The organism is Pseudoalteromonas sp. Ps84H-4 (assembly GCF_024124645.1).
GTDB classification, from domain to species: domain Bacteria; phylum Pseudomonadota; class Gammaproteobacteria; order Enterobacterales; family Alteromonadaceae; genus Pseudoalteromonas; species Pseudoalteromonas lipolytica_C.
On the sequence record NZ_JAMXSK010000036.1, the window covers coordinates 1 to 22137 of the forward strand.

At 39.5% G+C, this 22137-nt stretch carries 21 protein-coding genes; 13 read left to right on the forward strand and 8 right to left on the reverse strand.

All coding sequences use genetic code 11. The annotated features are described in order from the left end of the window. The first annotated feature begins 197 nt into the window (after positions 1–197). From NH454_RS22390 to NH454_RS20520, 3 genes are read left to right on the forward strand one after another with little or no spacing between them, the layout of a single operon-like run. Complete coding sequence (locus NH454_RS22390; RefSeq protein ID WP_290442654.1) at positions 198–320, forward strand: hypothetical protein; 123 nt, start codon at positions 198–200, stop codon at positions 318–320. An 11-nt stretch (positions 321–331) separates the two neighbouring features. Then, the gene (locus NH454_RS20515) at positions 332–1276 is read left to right on the forward strand and encodes a hypothetical protein (protein ID WP_253040125.1); all 945 of its coding nucleotides are present in this window, start codon (positions 332–334) and stop codon (positions 1274–1276) included. Next, positions 1276–1788 carry a DUF6795 domain-containing protein gene (locus NH454_RS20520; RefSeq protein ID WP_253040127.1) on the forward strand — a complete coding sequence of 171 codons (513 nt, stop codon included), beginning with the start codon at positions 1276–1278 and terminating at the stop codon, positions 1786–1788. The genes NH454_RS20515 and NH454_RS20520 overlap by 1 nt, the downstream gene beginning before the upstream one ends. On the opposite strand, the gene soxR is transcribed toward NH454_RS20520, so the two are convergent. Beyond that, the gene (soxR, locus tag NH454_RS20525) at positions 1785–2240 is read right to left on the reverse strand and encodes a redox-sensitive transcriptional activator SoxR (RefSeq protein WP_199527276.1); all 456 of its coding nucleotides are present in this window, start codon (positions 2238–2240) and stop codon (positions 1785–1787) included. The two genes, NH454_RS20520 and soxR, sit on opposite strands and share 4 nt — an antisense overlap. A 212-nt stretch (positions 2241–2452) precedes the next feature. Between soxR and NH454_RS20530 the strand changes: the two genes are divergently transcribed. After that, entirely contained in the window at positions 2453–2938 is a 486-nt protein-coding gene (locus tag NH454_RS20530) for a hypothetical protein (RefSeq protein ID WP_253040129.1), read from the forward strand. A 61-nt stretch (positions 2939–2999) separates the two neighbouring features. Here the strand turns inward: NH454_RS20530 and NH454_RS20535 are convergent, their stop codons facing one another. Then, on the reverse strand, positions 3000–3413 hold the full coding sequence (locus NH454_RS20535) for a hypothetical protein (protein WP_253040131.1): 414 nt from the start codon (positions 3411–3413) through the stop codon (positions 3000–3002). A 40-nt stretch (positions 3414–3453) separates the two neighbouring features. Then, positions 3454–3693 (reverse strand): hypothetical protein, encoded by a 240-nt coding sequence (locus NH454_RS20540; protein WP_253040133.1) that lies wholly within the window; start codon positions 3691–3693, stop codon positions 3454–3456. A 628-nt stretch (positions 3694–4321) separates the two neighbouring features. Between NH454_RS20540 and NH454_RS20545 the strand changes: the two genes are divergently transcribed. From NH454_RS20545 to NH454_RS20555, 3 genes are read left to right on the forward strand one after another with little or no spacing between them, the layout of a single operon-like run. Beyond that, positions 4322–4786, forward strand: coding sequence for an NAD(P)H-dependent oxidoreductase (locus tag NH454_RS20545; protein ID WP_135926865.1), 465 nt, complete (start codon positions 4322–4324; stop codon positions 4784–4786). A 47-nt stretch (positions 4787–4833) separates the two neighbouring features. Then, the gene (locus tag NH454_RS20550; protein WP_235382693.1) at positions 4834–5358 is read left to right on the forward strand and encodes a DsrE family protein; all 525 of its coding nucleotides are present in this window, start codon (positions 4834–4836) and stop codon (positions 5356–5358) included. Continuing rightward, positions 5358–5981, forward strand: a complete 624-nt coding sequence (locus NH454_RS20555; protein ID WP_253040135.1) for a GDSL-type esterase/lipase family protein — start codon at positions 5358–5360, stop codon at positions 5979–5981. Before NH454_RS20550 ends, NH454_RS20555 begins: the two co-directional genes overlap by 1 nt. A 53-nt stretch (positions 5982–6034) precedes the next feature. Here NH454_RS20555 and NH454_RS20560 read toward each other — a convergent pair whose 3' ends face one another. Further along, entirely contained in the window at positions 6035–8305 is a 2271-nt protein-coding gene (locus NH454_RS20560) for a TonB-dependent receptor (protein ID WP_253040144.1), read from the reverse strand. Positions 8306–8575: 270 nt separating this feature from the next. Between NH454_RS20560 and NH454_RS20565 the strand changes: the two genes are divergently transcribed. The 4 genes from NH454_RS20565 (at position 8576) to NH454_RS20580 (ending at position 13960) form a co-directional block, all read left to right on the forward strand. Beyond that, the gene (locus NH454_RS20565; protein ID WP_253040137.1) at positions 8576–9583 is read left to right on the forward strand and encodes a substrate-binding domain-containing protein; all 1008 of its coding nucleotides are present in this window, start codon (positions 8576–8578) and stop codon (positions 9581–9583) included. Positions 9584–9684: 101 nt separating this feature from the next. Further along, entirely contained in the window at positions 9685–10938 is a 1254-nt protein-coding gene (locus NH454_RS20570) for an MFS transporter (RefSeq protein WP_253040139.1), read from the forward strand. Positions 10939–10947: 9 nt separating this feature from the next. After that, entirely contained in the window at positions 10948–12456 is a 1509-nt protein-coding gene (locus tag NH454_RS20575; RefSeq protein ID WP_138557123.1) for a trehalase family glycosidase, read from the forward strand. A gap of 286 nt (positions 12457–12742) precedes the next feature. Next, positions 12743–13960: a sugar efflux transporter gene (locus NH454_RS20580; RefSeq protein WP_253040141.1), complete on the forward strand. Its 1218-nt coding sequence runs from the start codon at positions 12743–12745 to the stop codon at positions 13958–13960. A gap of 47 nt (positions 13961–14007) precedes the next feature. On the opposite strand, the gene NH454_RS20585 is transcribed toward NH454_RS20580, so the two are convergent. Then, positions 14008–16410 carry a TonB-dependent receptor gene (locus NH454_RS20585; protein WP_138557124.1) on the reverse strand — a complete coding sequence of 801 codons (2403 nt, stop codon included), beginning with the start codon at positions 16408–16410 and terminating at the stop codon, positions 14008–14010. Between the two features lie 152 nt (positions 16411–16562). Then, the gene (locus NH454_RS20590; RefSeq protein ID WP_135926872.1) at positions 16563–17783 is read right to left on the reverse strand and encodes an MFS transporter; all 1221 of its coding nucleotides are present in this window, start codon (positions 17781–17783) and stop codon (positions 16563–16565) included. A 138-nt stretch (positions 17784–17921) separates the two neighbouring features. Between NH454_RS20590 and gtfA the strand changes: the two genes are divergently transcribed. Next, positions 17922–19394: a sucrose phosphorylase gene (gtfA, locus tag NH454_RS20595; protein WP_138557125.1), complete on the forward strand. Its 1473-nt coding sequence runs from the start codon at positions 17922–17924 to the stop codon at positions 19392–19394. Here the strand turns inward: gtfA and NH454_RS20600 are convergent. After that, positions 19391–20422, reverse strand: coding sequence for a LacI family DNA-binding transcriptional regulator (locus NH454_RS20600; RefSeq protein ID WP_135926874.1), 1032 nt, complete (start codon positions 20420–20422; stop codon positions 19391–19393). The two genes, gtfA and NH454_RS20600, sit on opposite strands and share 4 nt — an antisense overlap. Positions 20423–20552: 130 nt before the next feature. On the opposite strand from NH454_RS20600, the gene NH454_RS20605 reads away from it, so the two are divergent. Beyond that, positions 20553–21224, forward strand: a complete 672-nt coding sequence (locus NH454_RS20605; RefSeq protein WP_138557126.1) for a YoaK family protein — start codon at positions 20553–20555, stop codon at positions 21222–21224. Here NH454_RS20605 and NH454_RS20610 read toward each other — a convergent pair. Further along, positions 21214–22122 carry an AraC family transcriptional regulator gene (locus tag NH454_RS20610; RefSeq protein WP_135926876.1) on the reverse strand — a complete coding sequence of 303 codons (909 nt, stop codon included), beginning with the start codon at positions 22120–22122 and terminating at the stop codon, positions 21214–21216. The genes NH454_RS20605 and NH454_RS20610 overlap by 11 nt on opposite strands. Between the last annotated feature and the right edge of the window lie 15 nt (positions 22123–22137).

The following is a 22137-nucleotide window of genomic DNA, read 5'->3' on the forward strand; positions in this document are numbered from 1 at the left end:
ACAATCGCCAACTGGTTGAAGCGATGATCAAAGTGAAGGCGCTAAATAAGATCAACACCCTTGGTCTGCCTAAATATCAGTAAGTTAAGTGAATTTGTTAGAGAGCTGCATTTGATCAACAAGGCCCTTAATTGATAATCTTATTAGTGATGAGGATCTTAAACGCTATATTGCTGAACAAAACGACGGTTTAACTCGTGAAGAAAGAGAAAAAATTAAAAGAGAAAACCGCATTAACGCAATTAACCAGTGGTGCGCTGAAAACCCAGGCCGAGATCCTGCTAGAGCAAAAGATAAAACCATTAAACAACTGGCGTTAGATGAAAAAGCGGTGATAAGAAGAGAAGAGTTTAGAAAAAACAACCCAGAGATAGTGGCTGAAATAAGAAAGCGAACTAAAAATGAAATCAAATACTTTGATGATAGACAAACCTATAAAGAGCAACTGCCAAGAGACTATTTACATAAAGACAGTTATGAAACGCGATTAAAAAAAGCAGAAGTACTCAATGGCTGTAGTTTCAAAACTCGTACCTTTAAAAGTAAGCGTTTTACTGATCAATATGCAGCAGAGCTTGAATCCCCAGATAGTGGCTCAACACTTGAGGGACATTGGGTAGAGAATGATGGTAAGCAGTTAGCTATTTCATGGTTTGGAGGGTGGTCTAACTTATTTACAGCACTTGGTTTTTTCTTTGAAACACTCGCTTTTATGGTTTTCTTATTTCATGTATATGCGTTAATTGCGAATGGGTTTGAATATTTTTGGATTATGGCCTCAATCTATGTGACGCTCTTTGGTTTGGGTTATTTTACTTTAAAACACCGCGCCATATTAGCGCACCGAGATAATTTTTACTTTAATCGCCATACTGGCCTTGTAAAAACTCCGCATACCTTATTTAGAAAACCGTTTTACTTACCTTACGAAGACATTGTTTGCTATGGCGCAAATCAGCGTAATGTCGGTTCAGCCCGGGGTGGTTCACGTGTATTTGTGTCACTCATGGTGCCGTTAAAATACCCTAAACATTACCGCTTCACTAAGCCAACATTTTACGTTGGTGGTTCAAACCGTGAATGGGATTCACTGGCATACGCCACAGCCATGACCTTTATGGATACATCCATCCCGCTTGGTACTCACTTATATCAATCGATAGAGCATTACTTCAAAATTGATAAAGACATAACAGAAAAACACGGATTCCCTGAGGAGCTAAAACCTTATTTAGATCCAGTAGATTGCCAAGTAAATAGAGAAGCCGTGTGGTAGTGAAGTTAGTTAAGGTAGCATTTGTCGCTATTTTTCTTTTTATTTCGACTGAGGTATTCGCAGGCATGTTTGGTTTGTTCAATAAAAGTGACTTTTTGTTATCGGCCCCAGTTCAAGGGATTTTACTTGATAATGGTAAGCCGGTAGCAAAGCAAAAAGTAATCCGTTCTCTTACTTATGATAAAGAATATATTGATGAGACGATAACTGATGAGAATGGCCGCTTTCGCTTTGATGAAAAGCTAATAAGAACGGCCAAGCCTGCAAATATGTTTGATAATGACTCGCTTATTCAACATATCTACCTTGAAAATGGCACTCCAGAAGGTATTGTGCTTTGGTATACAAGTATTTCAATTCATGAAAATAGTAATACCCTTAGAGGGTTGCTTAGCGATCTTGTTTGCGAGCTCTCAAAAAGCCCGCAAACAGTTGATATTCAAATAGCGGAGGCGCCTGAGCATACTTTTGCTATTTACGGTATGTGTGAGCTGAATAAAGCTAAACTTTAATCTCTTTCTAAAAGCACAGCGCCGCTGTGCTCTTCACCTAAATAGTCGTCTTTGTTGTAGATAGGGCATTTTGCCATTGATAAACAGCCGCAGCCAATACAACCGTTAACGCGCTCGCGTAAACGCTGCATGTATTGAATTCGTTCATCTAGTTGTGTTTGCCATACCTTTGAAAGAGCTGCCCAATCTTGTTTAGTGGGTGTACGCTGATCAGGTAGGGTGCTTAACGTTTGTTTAATGTTTTCAAGGGTTATGCCCATAGTTTGTGCAGCTTTAATTACAGCAATTCGGCGTAATACATCGGGTTTATAGCGGCGCTGATTACCGTTATTTCGCCAGCTGCGAATAAGCCCCTTCGACTCATAAAAATGCAAGGTTGAAACTTTTACGCCACTGCGTTTTGCGACAAAGCCAACCGATAGGTTTGCATCAACAAGTTTTTTATCTGCCATAATTTGCTCCAAGGTGTTGACCTAAAGTTAGCTTGAGGTAGTGTGCATTCAATAGTAAATAAAATGTATTTCATTGTGCAAGCGATATCGCAGCTCTAGTCTTTTATTTTTATTTATGACTAAATAAATTTATTGATTTTATTGGTAACTTTTTTGTGTATATGTTGTATATTATAAATTCTGTTTATGTTTTATATGCAAAGGGAAAAATTGTGAAAAATAAATTGTTATTTGGTATGGTTATTTTAATGGCTAGTTCATCAGTATATGCTTCAGTAAAAGATAAAAAAGCAATGAGGATTGTTGATAATAATATTATAGCTGAAGTGAATAAGGTTAAATCTAGCTGTGGCAATTCAGCTTTAGATGTCATTGTAGACTGGGATAGTTATAAAAGTATGATTAGTAGCAATGATGCAAACCTAAAAAAAGATAACTATAAAAGTGAATGGGTTATTTCTCACTCAGGTCAACGAACTGTTGCGGCACTTGAAGCAATTGCAACTATTTGTGCAAGTGATGAAGATTATAAAGAAGAATTAGCAAAATTAAAAAATATTAAAATAAAAGCTAAGCAAGACTTTTTAGATTCAAAAAATAACTTTGCTTTATCTGGTAATACTTTAAATATTGAAACAGGTCATAAAATGACTCGAAGCGCATCTGATTATATGGATAAAATAAAATCTCTGTTTTAATTTTATTATTGTAATGATCTACCAAGAGTAGATCATTACATTAAAATCTATAAATGAAAATTTATAGTTCTTTCTCAATAGCATTCTGTACAGATTCAGCTCTTTCATTTATTTGATTTGCTGCATTCAATATTGGCGAATGATTTAAGGTTAAAATGCCCTTGCTATATGTCGCAAAATGATTAGCATTATGAACATTACCATAGTTTTGAATGATTAATTTTTTCAAATCTTCTTCTATCGCTTCTTTAGAAAATTTATCTGAGCACATTTCTTTGAACGCCTTTATAGTTGGTTCAAAATAGATCATTGGCCATGTTTGATCGTATAAATGAGCGTAATCATCAATAGCAAGTGTTTCCCAATTTACTTCTATATCAAATTCGAATTTGGCAGCTTCAAAAATTTGTCTTTTAAGTGAATCGAAGCGATTTTTTTCAAATTCTCTTGCTGCTTTTTTCTCTCTTAGTCCCATTGTCATTCCTTATTTATTTGACAGTGTTAAAATTAATGAATTATAAAGTTCTATTAAGCCCTTTTTCGATAAGCTGATTAATGCTGTGTGGTAGAGGTTCTGAATAGCTTATTGTTATAGTCTTGTTGTTAAGCTTTAAATTAAACTTTGAAGTTTCATCATTTTTGATGTGGAAAGTATGTACTTTATTTATTGCTGATAATGTAAAGTCATCATTAGTTAATTTTTTTATTTTCTCTGTTAGGTAATCTATAATTATAGATAATTTTTCAGCTTCCATACTGTTGTTGCATTTATCAATAACGAATTTTAAGTCTAGGTTGTAACTCAACTTTAACATTTCTGAAGTTAAATTTATTATTTCTTCAATGTCGATTTTTTCAGGGTTTTTATTTTTCTGGCTTGAATTTAAAAATAAATATATTATTGATTATTTGTCACTAGTTGTTACATGTGATAAATAATTTAAGTTAAAAAATTTTTTGTTTTTATTTTTGTCAGAAATGATTAAAGTTTTAGTTTCTTTACTTAGCTATTCTAACCTGCCAGAGAAATTATTTCCAAAGTGATCAAAAAGAGTAACTTCAAAAAAAGCTTCTTGATTTATTAACCATTTTAATAAATCTATTGGAGAGGGAATTTGATTTTTTCTTGGGTATTAATCGCGATATTCCTTATCTGTATTTAGTCCTTATTTTGGGGATATTACATTTTTTTGTGGTTTTGGACAATGGTAAATTTTACATTGTAAAACTGCTTCAATTTTTTGGGAATGATTAAAAAAGGCTAAACTTTCATAAGGTAATAGAAGCTATAAGCCAAAAACATTTATAAGTATAATTCGTTCTTGACCTAAAGTTAGCTTGAGGTTTTACGCTGCGCACATCATAAAAAAAGGAGTGATAGTAATGCAACAAAAACCAACAACAAATACGGTAATTATTTATTCAAGTGCGCGAAAACAGGGTAATACGAGTTTGCAAGTTAATGATTATAAAACGCAATATGGTGGCGATGTGGTATGCCTAGATGACTATGTTATTTCGCCTTATTGCTATGACAAGCAATATAAAAATGATGATTTTTATGCGGTATTCGAAGCGCTGTTAAATTATCAACACTGGGTGCTTGCATCACCAGTATATTGGTATAACACCACACCGCAGTTTAAAGCATTTTTAGACCGGATCACTGATTATATGGATGATGAAACGCTAAGGCCAAAACTGAGAACACTGCGTGAAAAGCAGTTTTCATTGCTGTCAAATGCAGGTTCTGCACACGCACCTAACGCGTTTATCGAGATGTTTAAAAACACCTTCAATTACTTAGGAATGACCTTTAAAGCGCATCAACATATTGATGCTAGTTAAACGCGTCTAAACAAGGTAGGCTAAAGTAAAAAACAACAGGAACTTTCATGCAATCAACACTGTTAGGTTTATCTTTAGCCTTACTATCTTCGTTTAGTTATGCAGAGCAAGCTGAGCCTGCTATCAAAGGTTTTGGTTTTTATTATGATGTGCCAAACCATGCACCAATCTCTGATCAAACGGTTTTCAAAGTGGCATTTGATGTAGCTGATGCGGCAGAAAAAGGGGCGCAGAATAATAAAATGAACTCATTAGCAAGGTTCATTAATATGCATATAGCCCATGGTGTGAAGCCTGAGAACATTCAACTTGCTTTAGTTGTGCATGGTGGCGCAAGTGTTGATGTACTGGAAAACAGTTTTTATAAACAGCGCTTTGATAGTGACAATAAAAATCAGCAATTGATCTCACAATTGTTGGCACATAATACCGTTGTGTATGTGTGTGGGCAGTCTGCAACGCACATGAAGGTAAAGCAGCAACAGCTTATTCCCGGTGTGCAAATGGCATTATCAGCAATGACGGCGCATGCACAGTTGCAGCAACAAGGTTACACATTGAATCCATTTTAATGAATATCTTATGTTTTGGTGACTCAAACACCTATGGTATTTCCCCCGTCGATGGTAAGCGCTTTGCAGCCGATGAGCGCTGGCCTAGTTTACTGGGTATTAAATTAGGTGCCGGCTACCAAGTTATTGAAGCCGGCCAACCCAATCGAACACTGGTGAACAACCCACCTTTCAGTGGCGATAAACTTGGCATTAAATACTTAGAACCTTACTTAGCGGCTTATCATTTAGATGTGATTGTTATTCAGCTCGGCACGAATGATTTAAAGCGCCGTTTTGCGCTGTCGGTTGCTGATATTGCCAAGGCACTAGAAGCCCTTATCTCAGACATAAAGAAATATTATCTACATCGAGACTTACCCAAAATTATAATACTAAGCGCTCCTAGGGTTTATGAAGTTGGCGCATATCAATCTATTTATGCGGGAGCGGCTGCAAAGTCTAATGAGCTAGTTAAGGCTTTTTCTGAACTGTGTGTGAAACAGCAAACTCTGTTCCTGGATATCACAGCAATAGCTCCGCCTTGCCAGCAAGAAGGTATACATTTAACCCTTGAGTCGCATCGAGCTATTGCAGAGCATTTGCTAGAGTTACTAATAAATGAAAAAAGCCACAGGTTTTAATAACTCAGTGGCTTGGGTATTGATTTTACAATCAAGGGATTAGGGAGTTATTATTAAAACTCGTAGCTAATACTTAAGCGTGTAGTACGCGGCATAATGTAACGACCATTCGGTGCATCAGCATTACGAGGGTCACCTTCTGTTATGCCTTGTTCGTCAGTTAAGTTATCAACCGCTAACTGCAGTTTAATACCTTCCATAGGTTCAACAATTAAACCTATGTCTACTTTTTCGTAACCTTCTAAAGTAACTGAGTTTTCGTTGTTTCCGTAGCGGTCATCAACCGCTGAGATTGTGCCGTATAAGGTTGCATACATGTCACTAACTTCAAAGTCATAGCTTGGTGTTAAACGTACTTGCCATTTTGGCTGACGCTGACTTTCGTTGCCTTCGTTAGTTGGGCTTTCTGTTATTTCAGTTTCTTGAAGCGTTGAGTTTAAGTTAACTGAGAAACCAGATTCATGGTTGTAGTTATAATCAAGCTCAATACCGTATGCTTCGTTGGTTAAAATTTCAGATGGGTCACCTGGTCGACGATTAAATGTGTCACCTTTTACTTCGTTAGTGAAGAATGTTGCGTAAAAGTCGGTGCTGTCTGTTAATAATTTATAACCAAACTCAGCTTGTGTTACTTCTTTAATTAGCTTTTCGCCATTTTGGTAAGCACCATAGTTATCACGGAAGTCGTCGAAGTAAGGCATTTTGTAACCACGGTTTACACGAGCAAATACGCCCATGTCATCGGAAATTGAGTAGTTAATACCTGTTGTCCACGATGTTTTGCTTTCGTCATATTGAACAGACTGAGTGATCACACCGTCAAGACCTTCATCAACTGAGTATTCCACTTCATGGTTTTCAAAACGAATACCTGCATCAAGCGTAAAGTCATCGTTGAATTTATATTGAGCTGTTGTGTAAAACGCATTGGTGCGTGCATCACCTGTTGAATTGATATCGTAGTTAAAGCCACAACCATCAACACTTGCATTACATTCGAAACCGTCTAGCATTTCGCCACCTGCTTCAAGCACGTGATACGCTACATTGCCTAAGCTCCACCAGTCATTTGCTGATGTGCTTGCTGTGTAATAACCAAATGCCAGCGATAAGTTATCAAGCTTTTTAGCAAACGCTAAATCATTGGTGAATGCGCTGATCTCTTTTAATGCCACCCAACGGCCAACTTTTTGCACCGCCGTGTCTGCGCCGTATTCTGTGCCAGTTACTGCACCTGTTACTGGACCTGTTATCGTTTCACCGGTTTCAGCAGCTGTTTCAATCGTTGTTGCAGAGCCTGCCGGTACTAAGCCGTATGTGTTAGCATCACCCTTGGTGAAGTTAAAGCGATCTGTAAAGCTCCAGCCGTTATCAAATTCAAGTTTGATACTACCGCCAGAAACATGACCTTTCCAACCACGGCCTTCACCTAAGTCGATTTGTCGTTCGTCATTATTTGGGCCTGTGTAAATAGTTGCTTGGCGATTTAAAGTACCTAGTTGCGTGTACTCAGCATCAATACCGTCAACATTCAGAGGTGTTGGTAAGTACCAAGCACCGTGGTCATCTGTTTGACGGGTGTATAAATTAATGGTGCCGTTTTCTAACTCTTTTGTGATATTAATAGTGAACTGGCTGCCTTTTTCTGATGTGAAACCAGCGTCACGAATACCTGGTGAGCTTTTAACATAACCACCCACCATAAAGTATAGATCATCAGAAACCTCACCACTTACCACAGCATCAAGTCGCTGCAAGTCATAATCTGAGGTCGTGTATTTGAAAACACCTTCAGTGTATTCACCACCACGCTTTAAACGGAAATTCGTTGTTAAACCAGGCTGGCCGTTTGATACAACAGGGTTTGGACCACCACGCAGTGCTTCCATTGTTTCAATGGTTTCATCTAAACGGAATAACGACGAGTTTTCTAAAAATGATAAAGTAGGTGCAGGGTAAATTGGTGAGCCTTCAAGACTCAATGTTAAAAATGGCGCATCGCCACCACCGGGAAAACCACGCACAAACACGTTTGCGCCAGATTCACCACCTGAACTTTCTACCCACACACCTGGTACGGCTTTAAACAAGTCAGCTGTACTTTTTGGCGATAGTTTAACAATTTGATCGGCATCAATGTTTGTCACGGCGTAACCAGCGTCGATTTTACGAACACCGATACCGGCAGGTGTGCCCGATACGACAATTCGTTCTACTTTTTCATTTGCTGATTTTTGTGGCTGTTCTTCGGCCATTGCAGTTTGGCCACTGATTGCTAGCAGGATTGCAGAGGCTAATGCACTGCGAGTATATGTTGTTGTCATCATTGTGTGTTCCCATTTCCTTTTGTGTGTAAAGCAAGTTATTGAAACGATTTTTGCAATTGTTAATGCCTTGCTTTTTTAAACCATAAAGATCAATGCAAACGTTTGCAAATGGTTTTTATAACTTTTTGTTGTAAATTTGAACACAGGATTAGAGTATGAAATGCGTGCTACTGAAAAAATATTATCTGCTGAAACGCAGCGGTTTAGTTAAAATGATGTTATATTGCTGGCACATATTCTAAGGACAGCACCCAGTGTTTTAGCATTATGAATGAAAAAAAATTGAAGCTCGCTGATCTGGCTAAATTAGCAGGGGTTTCGACATCAACTGTGTCTCGCGCCCTGAATGATAACCCATTGATTAAAAAGGAAACAAGGGTAAAGCTTCAACGCTTAGCCAAGCAGCATAATTTTAGTTTAAACACTGCTGCAAGTCGTTTACGAACACAAAAAACCAATGTTGTTGCCGTGATAATTAACCTAGATGGGGACACCGAGCAGTCTATAAATGACCCTTTTCTTCTTAAAGTTGTTGGCGAAATTAATCTTGCATTGAATAAATTTGGCTTAGAATTGCTGCTTTCAAACTCATTTATGGCGAGTGACGATTGGGCCAACTACTTCATAAATAGTCGTCGTGCTGACGGTCTTATAGTAGTTGGGCAGGGTAAGAATCAAGCAAATATCGAAGCTGCAGCAGATGCTGGAGTGCCCCTAGTAGTTTGGGGAGATCCTAAATCGCCCAGCAATTACCCTATTGTAGGGAGCGATAATTATTTAGGTGGTAGGCTTGCTACTGAGCATTTATTGAATAAAGGAGCCAAGAATATTTTGTTCTTAGGTGATCCTGGGCATGCCGAAATAGGTGAGCGCCACCGAGGTTATTTAGATGCGATAGCGAGTGCGAAAGCCACACCTCATGTGGTTTCTATTGATATTACAAGCGGCGCTTCTTACAAAAGTATAAATAAACTCTTGGTTGAAAAAGGCCTATATTTTGACGGTATTATGGCATGTAGCGATATGGTGGCACTTGGCGCTATGAAAGCGTTAAAAGAGCGTTATATTAGTATTCCAAATGATGTCGCTTTAGTCGGTTTTGACGATATCGCAATGGCAGATATCAGCCATCCTTCCTTATCAAGTATTAAGCAGAATACGCAGCGTGCCTCAGTTATTCTTGTGGAAAAATTAATAGCGCAGTTTTCGGGGCAAGCAACTACCTCTCAAGTTGTTGATATTGAATTAATTTGTAGACAATCCAGTCAGCGTTGATTTGGGCTGTTGTTAAATATTTGTTTTAATGTGTTTGCAAACGTTTGCATTTGCTTGATTGCTAAACTAGACTAAATAAAAATAATCTTAGGTTTGAGTGAATGAATCCGATCAGAATAACAGTCGCATTGGCGTGCAGCTATTTTGTATTTGCTATTATGCTAAACAGTGTCGGTACTGTTATTTTGCAAGCAATAAATAGTTTAGGTGTGACTAAAACAGACGCATCCGTTTTAGAGGGTTTTAAAGACTTAAGCATAGCAATTGTTTCATTCTTAGTTGCGTCGTTTATTCCTCGGGTTGGTTATAAAATCGCGATGTTGGCTGCCTTAGTTTTTGTCGCTGTTATGTGTTTAGTTGTACCAACAATTGCACAGTTCTGGATACTAAAGGCACTGTTTGCAGCAATTGGTTGTAGCTTTGCAGTGATGAAAATTTCTGTTTATTCAGTGATTGGCCAGGTAACAGACAGTGCTAATAAGCACTCAGCGTTGCTAAACACCATTGAAGGGGTGTTTATGCTAGGTGTGTTAGCAGGCTATTGGATCTTTGCTTTATTTATCGATCCAAATGATGTGCAGAGCACTCACTGGTTAAACGTGTATTATTTGCTTGCCTTGATTGTTGCCGTAGCCTTTTTAGCTGTTTTCACAGCACCAATTAAATCACCTGAATTAAAGGGCTCGCACTACTCACAAATTCACGCGTTTATTGACATGCTAAGGCTTGCGTATAAACCGTTGGTGTTAATTTTTATTATCAGTGCCTTTCTTTATGTATTAATCGAGCAGGGAGTAGGTACTTGGTTACCTACTTTTAATAATCAAGTTTTAATGCTCCCCGTTGATGTAAGTATTCAACTAGCAAGTATATTTGCTGCGGCGCTTGCGCTAGGTCGCTTGGTTGCTGGTCAATTACTGCGCTATCTAAATTGGTTTAGTATATTAATCAGTTGCTTAATGTCTATGGCTGTGCTGGTTTTACTTGTATTACCTATGACGCACAACGTTGATGGTAGCCAAGTAAAAACAATATTTGATGTACCACTTGCTGCATTCATGTTACCCCTGATTGGCTTTTTTATGGCACCGATTTATCCGGTACTTAACTCAGTTATGTTGAGTTCATTGGCTAAGTATCAGCACGCAGCAATGACAGGACTGATAGTTGTTTTTTCTGCTCTTGGAGGGACTACTGGCTCAATTATTACAGGGTTGGTATTTGATAAATTTAGTGGCCAACATGCCTTTTATTTAACTTTGGTACCTATTGCATTGTTATTGGTGAGTGTTTCAGTGTTCAAGAAACACACGTTAAAACCTCTTTCTCATACAACTTCTTCAGCTGAACAATAAAGGGTATTTATGAGCTTTCTTGATAGTCAATTATTTAAAGATGTGCAGTTAGAAGAGGTGTTTGCCGATTCTAAGATGTTTGCTGATGCCATTCCTAATTTGTCTTGGCAAAGTGCTTGTGAATTATATTTGCTCGTTGGGCCTTTGAGAGGCGAGGAGCTTCGTGAGTTTGTAATGACTCATTTTATGTTTGCCGACCAAACAATCCCAACAGCTAAGATAGATACTTCTTCAGTACAACAATATATTGCTGATTTATGGCCTCACTTACACCGCAGTGCAGATACAGACTTATCAAGCTCATTGTTACCGCTGTTTTATGACTATATTGTGCCTGGTGGACGATTTCAGGAAATATATTATTGGGACAGTTATTTTACCGCATTAGGCCTTGAGGATATTGGTGATCTTGCAACAATAGAAGCAATGGTAAACAACTTTATTGATCTGCAAAATCGCAATGGTTGCATACCAAATGGTAATCGAATCTATTACAGTAGTCGTTCACAACCACCTGTATTAGCACTCATGCTTACTATGCTTTGGAAAGCTAAGTATCAGCATCAGGATGATTTAACTTGGCTTGCAAGTGCTATTGAAGCTTTAGAGTCTGAGTATCAATTTTGGATGCAAGATTGTAGCGAATTATCAACGCAAACACCTTTAATAAAGCGAGTTGTTAGAATGCCTGATGGCGCAATTTTAAACCGTTATTGGGATAGCTCTACAACTCCTCGACCTGAATCATTAAAAGAAGATTTACACGATGCTGAAGGTCTCGATGAGGTACAAAAGTTAAGTTATTTTCAACATATACGAGCGGCATGCGAGTCAGGATGGGACTTCAGTAGTCGCTGGCTTGTAGATCATCATGATTTAAAAACGATTGAAACCACCAACATCGTCCCAGTTGACCTAAACTGTTTGCTTTATAACCTTGAAAGAACACTTGGAGACTTTTATCGACTGCTGGGTAAGGATCAAAAATGTCATTCCATAGAAGAATTAGCCGCTCTTCGTTTGCAAGCAATTGACCAATATTGTTGGCATAGTGAGGCTGGGGTATATCGAGATTTTAATATTCGTTTAAATCAGCAAAGTGAGGTTGATTCATTGGCAACAGCGGTGCCGTTGTTTGTTGGCGCAGCGTCTGCTAGGCAAGCCGAACAGGTAAAGCAAAAGCTGATGTCAGAGTTTTTAAAACCGGGTGGATTAGTAACAACTTTATGTAGCACTTCACAACAATGGGATAGCCCTAATGGCTGGGCTCCTCTGCAGTGGTTTGCTGTAAAAGGGCTCTTTGATTATGGTTATGTTAGTGAAGCGCAGGCAATTATGAAAAATTGGTTGAGCATGATTGAAATGCGTTTTACTGAAGATAAGTGCTTATTAGAAAAATATAACGTTTGTGATTTAGTTAGTCGAGCCGGTGGCGGTGAATATACTGTGCAACAAGGGTTTGGCTGGACAAACGGGGTGACATCTCGCTTTTATAAATTACTAAATAGCACGCTTTAAAGGTATTGGTTTATCACTTCAAGCAATTCTCGCAGCTGTAAGTATATTGCGAGTTCAAGCTGTATCTCTTAAGTTGTTACAGTCATAGTACAGCTTAAGGGATAACCCTATTGGCAAGTAATTGTTTGTTCTTAACAGTTAATTGTCTCTTCTTAAAAGCATAGCTTCATTATGCGAAACTCCTTCTCTATTATTTGTATTACAAAATGAAAATTACAGCAAAGCTGTGTATAATCTGCGCCCTTTAATTTGTTTATTAAATTGTCGTTTTGATGTGGGGTTGTTGGTGAAAGCATTGCTTAAACAGCATGGTGTAATTTTTATTCTTCTAAGCATGCTAACGGGATTAATGGGGGCATTCGTTAACCCTTTGATGAGCTTATTCATTATAGAAGGGCTGCAGACACCACCCGTTTATTTGGGTGTTTATATGGTAGCAGTAACTATTACGGGGTTAATTATTAGTCAGTGGCTGGGTGGTATGGCTGATAAAGGAACTAGTGCACGTAAGTTATTTATGGTGGCTGTATCAGGTATGGTGTGTGCGTTAGTGACCTTTGCTAATGCCACTGCATTTTGGCAAGTGTTACTTGCGGGCGTGTTATTTCTAGCTATGGGAAATGCAGCAATTCCGCAAATGATGACCGTGGCAAGGCAATGGGCAGGGCGTCAACAGAACATCGACATCACCAGTTTTAATTCGCGTTTACGTGCCGCTATTTCTTTTGCTTGGGTGGGCGGCCCGCCGCTTGGCTATTTGTTAGCCTCGGGAGGCGAGTTTAGCCGCTCGTTTTTCTTTGCTGCAGCGTGTGCATTGGTTGCGCTTATCTTTGCATTTAAGTTCATTCCTGACTATAGCGCTAAAAAGTCACAACATAGCTCAGAGCCAGCAGCCGCTGCGAGTTTATCATTTTGGTTGCTAGGCTTAGCTATTATGCTTGGCTCAACGGGCAATATTATGTATTCATCGGCACTTCCGCTCTATAGCATTACTGAACTAGGATTTGCTGAGCATACGCCTGGGCTATTTATGGGTGTTGTGGCACTGTTAGAAATTCCTATCATGCTGTATGCGGCAAAGCTTGCTAAAAGATACAGTAAGGTTTCGATGCTTGTAGTCGCATTTTGTTGTGCCATTGTATTTTATTTAGGGGTGTTTTTTGCCACACAGGTATGGCATTTAATCGCGCTGCAAGTTTTAAATGGCCTGTTTTACGGTATTTTTGCGGGCATTGGTTTAACCGTATTACAAGATCAGCTACCAGAGCGTATTGGGTTTACCTCGGCGTTTTACACGAACGCGATTAAATTAGGGGTTATGTGTGGGGCAGGGGCAACAGGAGTTATTGCACAGTTTCACAGCTTTAGATTTGCAAGCCTAGGTTCAATGCTTGCTGTAAGCTTAGCTTTAGGCTGCTTAATACTGTTTAGTTATGTGAAAAGAAAAGAGCAACAACCTAGTCTTATACAAAGCCCTTTTGTTGCTGTTACTAAGAATACATAAAACGCAAAAAGCCCAGTAAATACTGGGCTAAAGAGGGAGGAGAGGTATTAATAAAAAGAATATTTTAAAGTAAGCGACGTTGTACGGCCGTTAATAGTACGGGCGCGAATAATGTCGTTATCTGGTACAGAGCCTTCTTCTGCTTCTGTGATACCTACGGTGTCGAACAGGTTGTTCACGTTAAGCGATAGGCTTAAGTTTTCAGACAGGTTGTAACTTACAAAGCCATTCACTTGTGTATAGCCATCAAATTTAAGATCGTTACTGTCTTGTGCGTAAGCATCCGTTGTACCAATAAAGCTCAGGCCAGCAGCACCTTTGTCAAAGTTGTAAGTTGCCATTAATGAGTAGATTAGGTCAGCTTGACGACGTGGTGTATTACCAACTAACTCTGGCGATAACGCATCTTTAGCAATTTCTGCATCTGTCCAAGTAAAGTTACCACGGAAGTCCCAATCACCAACGTAGTACGTTGATTCAACCTCAATACCTTTTGCTTCGTACTCGCGGTCAAAGAATTTTTGTGATGTTGCTTCAAAGTTTTGCTCTTCAGTTTCTGCGTAGAATGCTGTTGCAAATACTGATAGTGAATCAAAACGTTTTTTCACACCGAACTCATATTGATTTACTTCATCAATTGCATCGGCTTCGGCAACTGAACCATCAGCTTCTACTTTACCGAATAGTAAGCGGTCTGCATTTGCGCGGCCACCTTTACTTAAGCGGGCAAATGTCGCGAAACTTGGGTCAATTTGGTAGTTCGCACCAATTGAGTATGAGCTGTAGTGCCAGTCGTAGTTAACAATGCTTGGATTTGCGTTATCAATACCAACAACATTTTGCTCTGGAATTGAGATGGTACCGTCGCCGTTCATATCAATCGTAGATGTAACTGCACCTGCGTAGTTGCCACGTGCTTCGCCTGAATCATAGCGAGCACTTGCATCAATGCTTAAATCGCCAAACTTAGTTGCTAAGTTAATGTAAGGTGCACGCGTTTCGTATTCTGTGTCGTAGTTACGTTGACAGCAGTTACCCCAGTATGGAGTACCATAAGCGTACAAGCCATTATCAGAGTAGCTATCGCCATTAGCAGCGGTAACATCAAGTAATGCTGCGTTGTCGCCTTTTAGCTCCATAACATACGAGTTCCAAAGCCAAGACATATCAATTGATTGGCTTGATGCAAAGTAACCAAAAGTAACACTAGTGTCATCAGAGAACGACTTAGTTAACTTAAGATCATTAACAATTGAACCCATGTCATTTAGCGTTACATCGAATGTGTGAATACGCATTGCTAAATCGTCATCGCCGTAAGCTTCGCCTGCTGAGCCACCATTTGCATAAACAAGTGATGCACCATCACCAGCAATGCTAGAGGCAATAGAGCTTGCAGATGCAACTTCAGCTGGAATAAGAGAAATAAAGTTACCGCTCACTGACGATGTTCTAAAGCGGTTTTCGATACGCCAGTCGTTTTCTAAATCAAATGCCGCTTCAAAACCGACTGAGGTAACAACCGGATTCATACCGTCGGTCATATCGCCAGTACTAATTTGGTTATCGCCATTTAAACGCAGAGTTTGTGTGAAAAGTGCTGAATGCGGCGTATCTGATTGCGAATCAAAGCCTGGGATTGAATCGCCATCTGAGTACATTGGCATAGGTAGGTAACCTACGCTTTTATCATCAAGGTGCTTAAAGTAAACACGAACATAACCGGCATCAAATTCTTTAGTCAGGTTTGCCTTAATTTGGCCACCTTTATTTGATGTATAACCGGTTTCACGTGGGCCTTCACCTTGGCGAACAAAGCCACCAATGTGGTAGCGCACACTGTCGTTTAAATACGTACCATACTCAAAGTCAGTACGGATAGAGTCATAATCAAGGCCAACCGTGGTTGATACGCTACCTGACTCGTTCTCACCCGTTTTTGAAATAAAGTTGATGATACCGCCTGGTGCGTCACTTGCTGCTGTCGAAGCTGAGCCACCACGGATTGATTCAACACTTTGTACTGTTGAATCTAAACGCATGAAGATATCTGCATTACCAAAGGCAATATCGCCAAACTGCATAACAGGTAAGCCATCTTCTTGTAGTTGCAAGAACTTAGCACCACCCGATGCAACAGGTAAACCACGTACTGCGATATTCGCGTTACCTTCACCACCTGTTGATTCTGAACGAACACCCGGGATTGTTCTGAATGCTTCTGCTGTAGAGCGTGGTGTTGATACTTCAATTTCTGCTAATGTAACACTGCTAACCGATGAACTTGATGCCATAATCGTTGTACGGCGCGGTACACCTGTTACGACGATTGTTTCAAGGCCGCTTTTTTTAGCCTCTGCTGGTTGTGCTTGCTCTTCGGCGTGTAAGTTTTGGCTTACTGCTAGCGCAAGCGCGCTTAATGTGTAAAGGGCATGTTTGTGTGTTGTCATAATGTGCCTCGTGTCAATCCCAGATGGTTTGTTGTCTAAATTGTTATCTTAATCGATTAAGTAAAGATAACAATAATTTTACACAGTGCAAGTCTTTTTAGCGAAAAACTTGCACAATTTATGTTCGATAATTGATTTTTAACGATTTTTATTTAGTGGCTTAATGCACTGTGCTGCGCTAAAGCTTGCTCAGCAGGGTTGCGTAAGTAGTTATATAGCATGGCTAAAAACAGTAAACATGCGAAACCTGTTGCGAGATAAAACCCATAACGAATGTGGCCAAAGAAATCACTGATCATACCCATAAGTAGTGGGGCTGCAGCTGCAGATAATGCAGTGAAAAACAGGATGACCCCAGCTACCGCACCGTGCTGCTGAACGGCAAAGCAAGAAATACCTTTCGAGTTTAAGGTTGGGTAAATCATTGACATAAACAGACCTGATAAGGGTAATAAGAATATTGCCCAATCAACACCACCAAATATTAAGCCTAAATAACATAGTGCGATCCCTAAGCTTAAATACAGCATCGCCGCTTGCCAGCTTAAGTGATTTAACAGCCATACCGCTAAGAAACGTCCCGCAGCGCGTAAAATAAAAAATAAGGTCAATGCGTAGGTTGCCAGTAATTGCCATGGGCCAGTGTAATCGCCAAGTAGAGTAGGCATCCACACATAAATAGCCACTTCGGTTGCTACATAAAGGGCAATCGCTAAAGAAAAGCCAAGTGCGTAAGGGTTTTTCATCATGCTCATAGTGGTGGCAAGGGAGGCAGGTTTTGCGTGTTCTTCTTGCTTTTTAGGTTTAGGGTAATCTGCACGCCAAGCTATAATGGTTAAAATTAAGCATAAAACCCCTGCAATAACATATAGGTAAGTCCAGCTAACTTTTTGCGTAATTAAAAAGCTCACTAAAGCAGGGCCTACGATAGCACCGATACCAAAAAAGCCTTCGACTAAATTCATGGTTTTTGTGTGCTCTAAATTGTTTTTAGAGATATCACCTAACAATGCTAAAGCACCTGTTTTGAATAAACCAATAGCAAGGCCAATACAGCTAAGTAGCACTACAAATATGCTAAAGCTGCTGCTTATCGCGAATAAAAAACAACTAATCGTAAATAAACCCAGGCCCAACATTATCGTTTGTTTACGGCCAAAACTGTCGGCAAGAAATCCTAAAAATAGGCCACTAAAAGCAATCAGTGCCATTGGGGCATAATGGAATGCACTGGCTTGTGTCATGCTGAGGTCAAATTCTTTTATTAACTCAGGAATGATCATACCAACCGCATCAGAGGTCATGGCAAACATAAAAAACATCATGTATGTCAACCATCTAATCATTTGCAAAGGATCGTGTGTTCTATTCATTGTTGTATCCTCATGTGAAGGCTTACACCTTTACTATGTATCTTAGTGTATAAAAGTTGTAAAAACTGCTTGAATAATTTGCTGTCGTGGTTAAAGATATATCTTAATCGATTAAGTTTCAACTTGGTATTAACAATTATGATCAACAATAAAGTGCAATTAATCACCTACGCAGACCGTATTACCGGTCAAGGTATTGATGAATTAAGTAATTTATTAAATGGCCCACTTAACAATGTGTTTGCAGGTGTACATTTGTTGCCATTTTATAATCCGATTGATGGCAGTGATGCTGGCTTTGATCCTATTGATCATAGTGAAGTAGACTCGCGTCTTGGTAGCTGGGAAGACATCAAAGTGCTTGGTGCAAACTATGATTTGATGGCTGACTTGATTGTTAACCATGTTTCAGCACAGTCGTTTCAATTTAAAGACGTGCTAGCAAAAGGCAAACAATCTGAATTTTGGGATTTATTTCTAACCAAAGACGATGTATTCCCAAATGGCATGTCGGAGGCTGAACAAAAAGCGATTTATCGTCCGCGTCCAGGTAGTTGCTTTACACCAATTAAATGTGGAGATGGCCAAACCTATGATTTTTGGACCACATTTACCGATAACCAAATTGATATTAATGTGAAATCAACAGCAGGCATTGAGTATTTAAACACTGTACTTGGCAAATTTGCTGATAATAATGTCAACATCATTCGTTTAGACGCCGCTGGTTATGCTATCAAAGAAGCAGGCACTAACTGTTTTATGCTGGACGAAACATTTGAGTATTTAAATAAGCTTTCAGCACAGGCAAATGATGCTGGTATGGAGACTATTGCCGAAATTCATAGCCATTATCAAACTCAGGTAGCAGTCGCAAAACGTGTAAATATGGTATATGACTTTGCACTTCCACCGCTTATTTTGCACAGTTTATTTAGCAATGATGCGCAAGCATTGGTGAATTGGCTAACAATTTCACCGCGTAACTGTTTAACAGTGCTTGATACTCATGATGGCATTGGCATTATTGACGCAGGTCCAATGGGTGATAAACCAGGCTTACTAAACGCCGAGCAAATTGATAACTTGGTTGAAACCATTCATGAAAAAAGTGATGGGCAAAGTCGCCTTGCAACAGGGGCTGCAGCCAGTAACGTTGATTTATATCAAGTAAATTGTACGTATTATAATGCCTTGGGTGCAGATGACTTTGATTATCTATTAGCGCGTGCGATTCAATTCTTCGCGCCAGGTATTCCACAAGTTTATTATGGCGGTCTGTTCGCTTGTGAAAACGATATGGAATTACTGGCACGTACAAATGTTGGCCGTGATATCAATCGTCCTTATTTAAATGCACAAGATATTGAAGCTGCTCTAGCAAAACCTGTGGTTAAAGGATTGATTAAACTTATTCAATTACGAAATGAGCACCCAGCTTTTAACGGTGAATTCACAGTGAACGGTGAAGGCAGTGTGTGTCGTTTAAGCTGGCATGATGATACCAGCTCAATTGAGTTAAAAGTCGACTTTACTAGCCGTGAAGTGTTCATTGTCGATCACCGCGACAGCGAACAAAGCATAGTTGATTTGGCTGACTTTTTAGCTTAACTACTTTGCCCCAATTGCAGTTGATAGTCGATTTCGGCTGTTTGCTGCTCTTTCGATAAAAATAAGGTCGCTGCTAAGCGGCCTTTTTCTTCGCTGTTTTGGTGAACAGTCGTAAGCTTTGGCACAAATCGTTGTCCTTCATCGATGCCATCAAAACCAACAATTCTGACATCTTCTGGAATAGATAAGCCCATTTTTAATGCTTCACGCATTGCAGCAAGGGCGATTAAATCACTCATACACAACAAAACGTTTGGTCTTGGTGTGCTGCTAAGCGCTTCTTTGGCGGCAATACTAGCAAAACGCTCACTACTTTCTGGAATATTCCATGTTCTATCATCACCAAGGGTGATGCCAGCATCACTGATTGCTTGGTGATAACCGCGTAGTCGCTGATGAGCGATAGACTGACCAGCTTCAAACTCGTGATGCTCGTAAACTCGGCATAGTACGTCGTTATCAAGTAAGCGCAGCCCTAAAATTGCCACCCGATCATCATTTTTTTGGAGTGCGTGTTTAGCAATATCAAAACTGGCTTGTTGGTTATTAACGTTTACCGAGGCATCGCGACCGATATTAAAATCAACCGTCACCACATGTTTTGGTACTTGTTTCAATTGTTCAACAAGTTGCTTATTACGAGGGCGGCCATAACAGATAAAGCCATCTACAAAATCGACTACGCTATTTAGGTTATTGCTATTACCAGAAAATAATAAAAGGTTAATGCCATTTTTTTCGAGTACCGCCGATACGCCCCGCATAAAGCTGCTAGCAACCGGATCTGATACCATGTATTCAACACTGTCTGGCAACACCAAGGCAACAATATTAAAGGTCCCTCTGCGCAGCGATTGCGCCGCTTTGTTAGGGCCAAAGTAGCCGAGTTTTTTACAGGCAGCCAAAATCTCCTCGCGGCGAGATTTTGATAGTTGATCAGGGCGGTTAAACGCATTTGATACGGTGGCATTTGAAACGCCTAACTCTTGGGCAATACTTTTTAGCGTCCAATTTTTTGGCTTGGGCATTATCGTCACTTAATCGATTTACTTACCTGTAAATTACCATATAAAGAGTCGAAAAAAAGTGTTTTTAGTCATAAAAATAGGCGTACCATAAAAGAATGAGAGAACAGGTCATAAAAAAGGTAAAGAGCGAGTGATTTCTAAGTTACCGAAGTGGGTTGAAGTAGGCGCATTTATTTTGGCATTGGTTGCCGGATGTGTGAATGCGGTTGGTTTACTTAGCTTTGAGCATCAAGCGGTATCGCATTTATCGGGAACAGCAACCTTGCTTGGCGCAGATCTTATGCATGGCAATAGCCTTGATGCTTTACATTTATTAGGCGTATTACTGTCATTTTTAGTAGGGTCTGGTATTGCTGGGTTTTTACTGCACAGTTCAGCACTTAAGTTAGGGCGTCATTACGATACCGCACTATTTATTGAGGCAGGGTTTTTACTCGGTGCACTTTGGTTACTGTGTAATGGCTCTGGCTACGGACACTTTTTAGCTTCTGCGGCATGTGGGTTACAAAATGCATTGGCAACAACTTACAGCGGCGCAATTGTTCGCACTACCCATGTAACTGGTATCTTTACCGATTTAGGTATTATGTTTGGTCGAGTTTTCCGCGGCGAGGCGCTTGATCAACGTAAGGCTAAACTGTTTGGCCTAATCATTTTAGGCTTTATCTTTGGTGGCTTAGCTGGGGCATGGTTATTTGCTAAATTAAGCTTTGCAGCGCTTTATGTGCCAAGCGCCATTTGTATATTGTTGGCATTTACCTATCGGGTTTATTCTCATCGAAACCCTAAAATTAATGATTAGCGATACTTTTGGGGGTTGCGCCAAAGGCTTGTTTAAACACACGACTAAAATGGCTTGGGTTATTAAAGCCTAACTGATAACAAACTTGGCTAATCGCTTCACCTTTTTGAAGTAGTTTATACGCTTTTTGTAAGCGTAATTGCTGTTGCCAAAGAGCTGGCGTAACACCAAACGCTAGCTTAAATTGCTGATAAAACTTACTGCGGCTCATACACGCTATCTTACATAACACATCAATATCAATATTCTCAGCAAGGTGCTGTTCAATATAACTAATTACATGGCTTAGTGGGGTTGCAAGCTTGCCTTGTTTACAGCTTGCTATCATTAAATCTCGGCTTTGCTGCTGTAACAGGCGGGTTATCAGTTCATTGAGTGATAAATCAATTAAGTAATCCCGGTGTTGCTCATTTTCACTAAACAGGGTGATCATCCGTTCAAGTAGTTGTTGAGTTTGTTGGTTATGCTGGGCATGAACTAGCTTTGCTTGATATTGGAAAAAGTCATCCTGTGTAATTTGTTGGTTAAAATTAAGAGCATCAACTACTTGGCTTATCTTATCGGTACTGATTTCAATCGCTAAACAGGTTGTTGGTTGATTAAGAGACGCATTAGGGAAATCGATTAACACCCCTTGCTCTGGAGCAAGCACAAATGACTGGTTTGGCAAAAATTCTTCATGATAATCACTGTCGGCAACATGCATGATTTTTTTGCCGCTGATCATGCCACAAAATAGTAACTCAGTTGAATGTAAGGCCACTTTTTGCGCATCTAAATAGGTGTCGTAAATACTTAACTCGGCATGTTCGCCAGCAAAACTAACTTTATTTTCAATAAGCACATCAATACGTTGTCGTTTTTTATCTAAACTTCTGTTGCTAACTGATGTGTTCATTGTTGCCTCGCTGTT

Bases quoted from the DNA above. Each gene is read 5' to 3' on its own strand.
- NH454_RS20545 (WP_135926865.1), top strand. From the start codon at position 4,322: ATGCAACAAAAACCAACAACAAATACGGTAATTATTTATTCAAGTGCG.
- NH454_RS20610 (WP_135926876.1), bottom strand. From the start codon at position 22,122: ATGAACACATCAGTTAGCAACAGAAGTTTAGATAAAAAACGACAACGT.
- NH454_RS20600 (WP_135926874.1), bottom strand. From the start codon at position 20,422: ATGCCCAAGCCAAAAAATTGGACGCTAAAAAGTATTGCCCAAGAGTTA.
- NH454_RS20585 (WP_138557124.1), bottom strand. From the start codon at position 16,410: ATGACAACACACAAACATGCCCTTTACACATTAAGCGCGCTTGCGCTA.
- NH454_RS20555 (WP_253040135.1), top strand. From the start codon at position 5,358: ATGAATATCTTATGTTTTGGTGACTCAAACACCTATGGTATTTCCCCC.
- NH454_RS20540 (WP_253040133.1), bottom strand. From the start codon at position 3,693: ATGGAAGCTGAAAAATTATCTATAATTATAGATTACCTAACAGAGAAA.
- NH454_RS20535 (WP_253040131.1), bottom strand. From the start codon at position 3,413: ATGGGACTAAGAGAGAAAAAAGCAGCAAGAGAATTTGAAAAAAATCGC.
- gtfA (WP_138557125.1), top strand. From the start codon at position 17,922: ATGATCAACAATAAAGTGCAATTAATCACCTACGCAGACCGTATTACC.
- NH454_RS20565 (WP_253040137.1), top strand. From the start codon at position 8,576: ATGAATGAAAAAAAATTGAAGCTCGCTGATCTGGCTAAATTAGCAGGG.
- NH454_RS20550 (WP_235382693.1), top strand. From the start codon at position 4,834: ATGCAATCAACACTGTTAGGTTTATCTTTAGCCTTACTATCTTCGTTT.
- soxR (WP_199527276.1), bottom strand. From the start codon at position 2,240: ATGGCAGATAAAAAACTTGTTGATGCAAACCTATCGGTTGGCTTTGTC.
- NH454_RS20560 (WP_253040144.1), bottom strand. From the start codon at position 8,305: ATGACAACAACATATACTCGCAGTGCATTAGCCTCTGCAATCCTGCTA.
- NH454_RS20590 (WP_135926872.1), bottom strand. From the start codon at position 17,783: ATGAATAGAACACACGATCCTTTGCAAATGATTAGATGGTTGACATAC.
- NH454_RS20575 (WP_138557123.1), top strand. From the start codon at position 10,948: ATGAGCTTTCTTGATAGTCAATTATTTAAAGATGTGCAGTTAGAAGAG.
- NH454_RS20570 (WP_253040139.1), top strand. From the start codon at position 9,685: ATGAATCCGATCAGAATAACAGTCGCATTGGCGTGCAGCTATTTTGTA.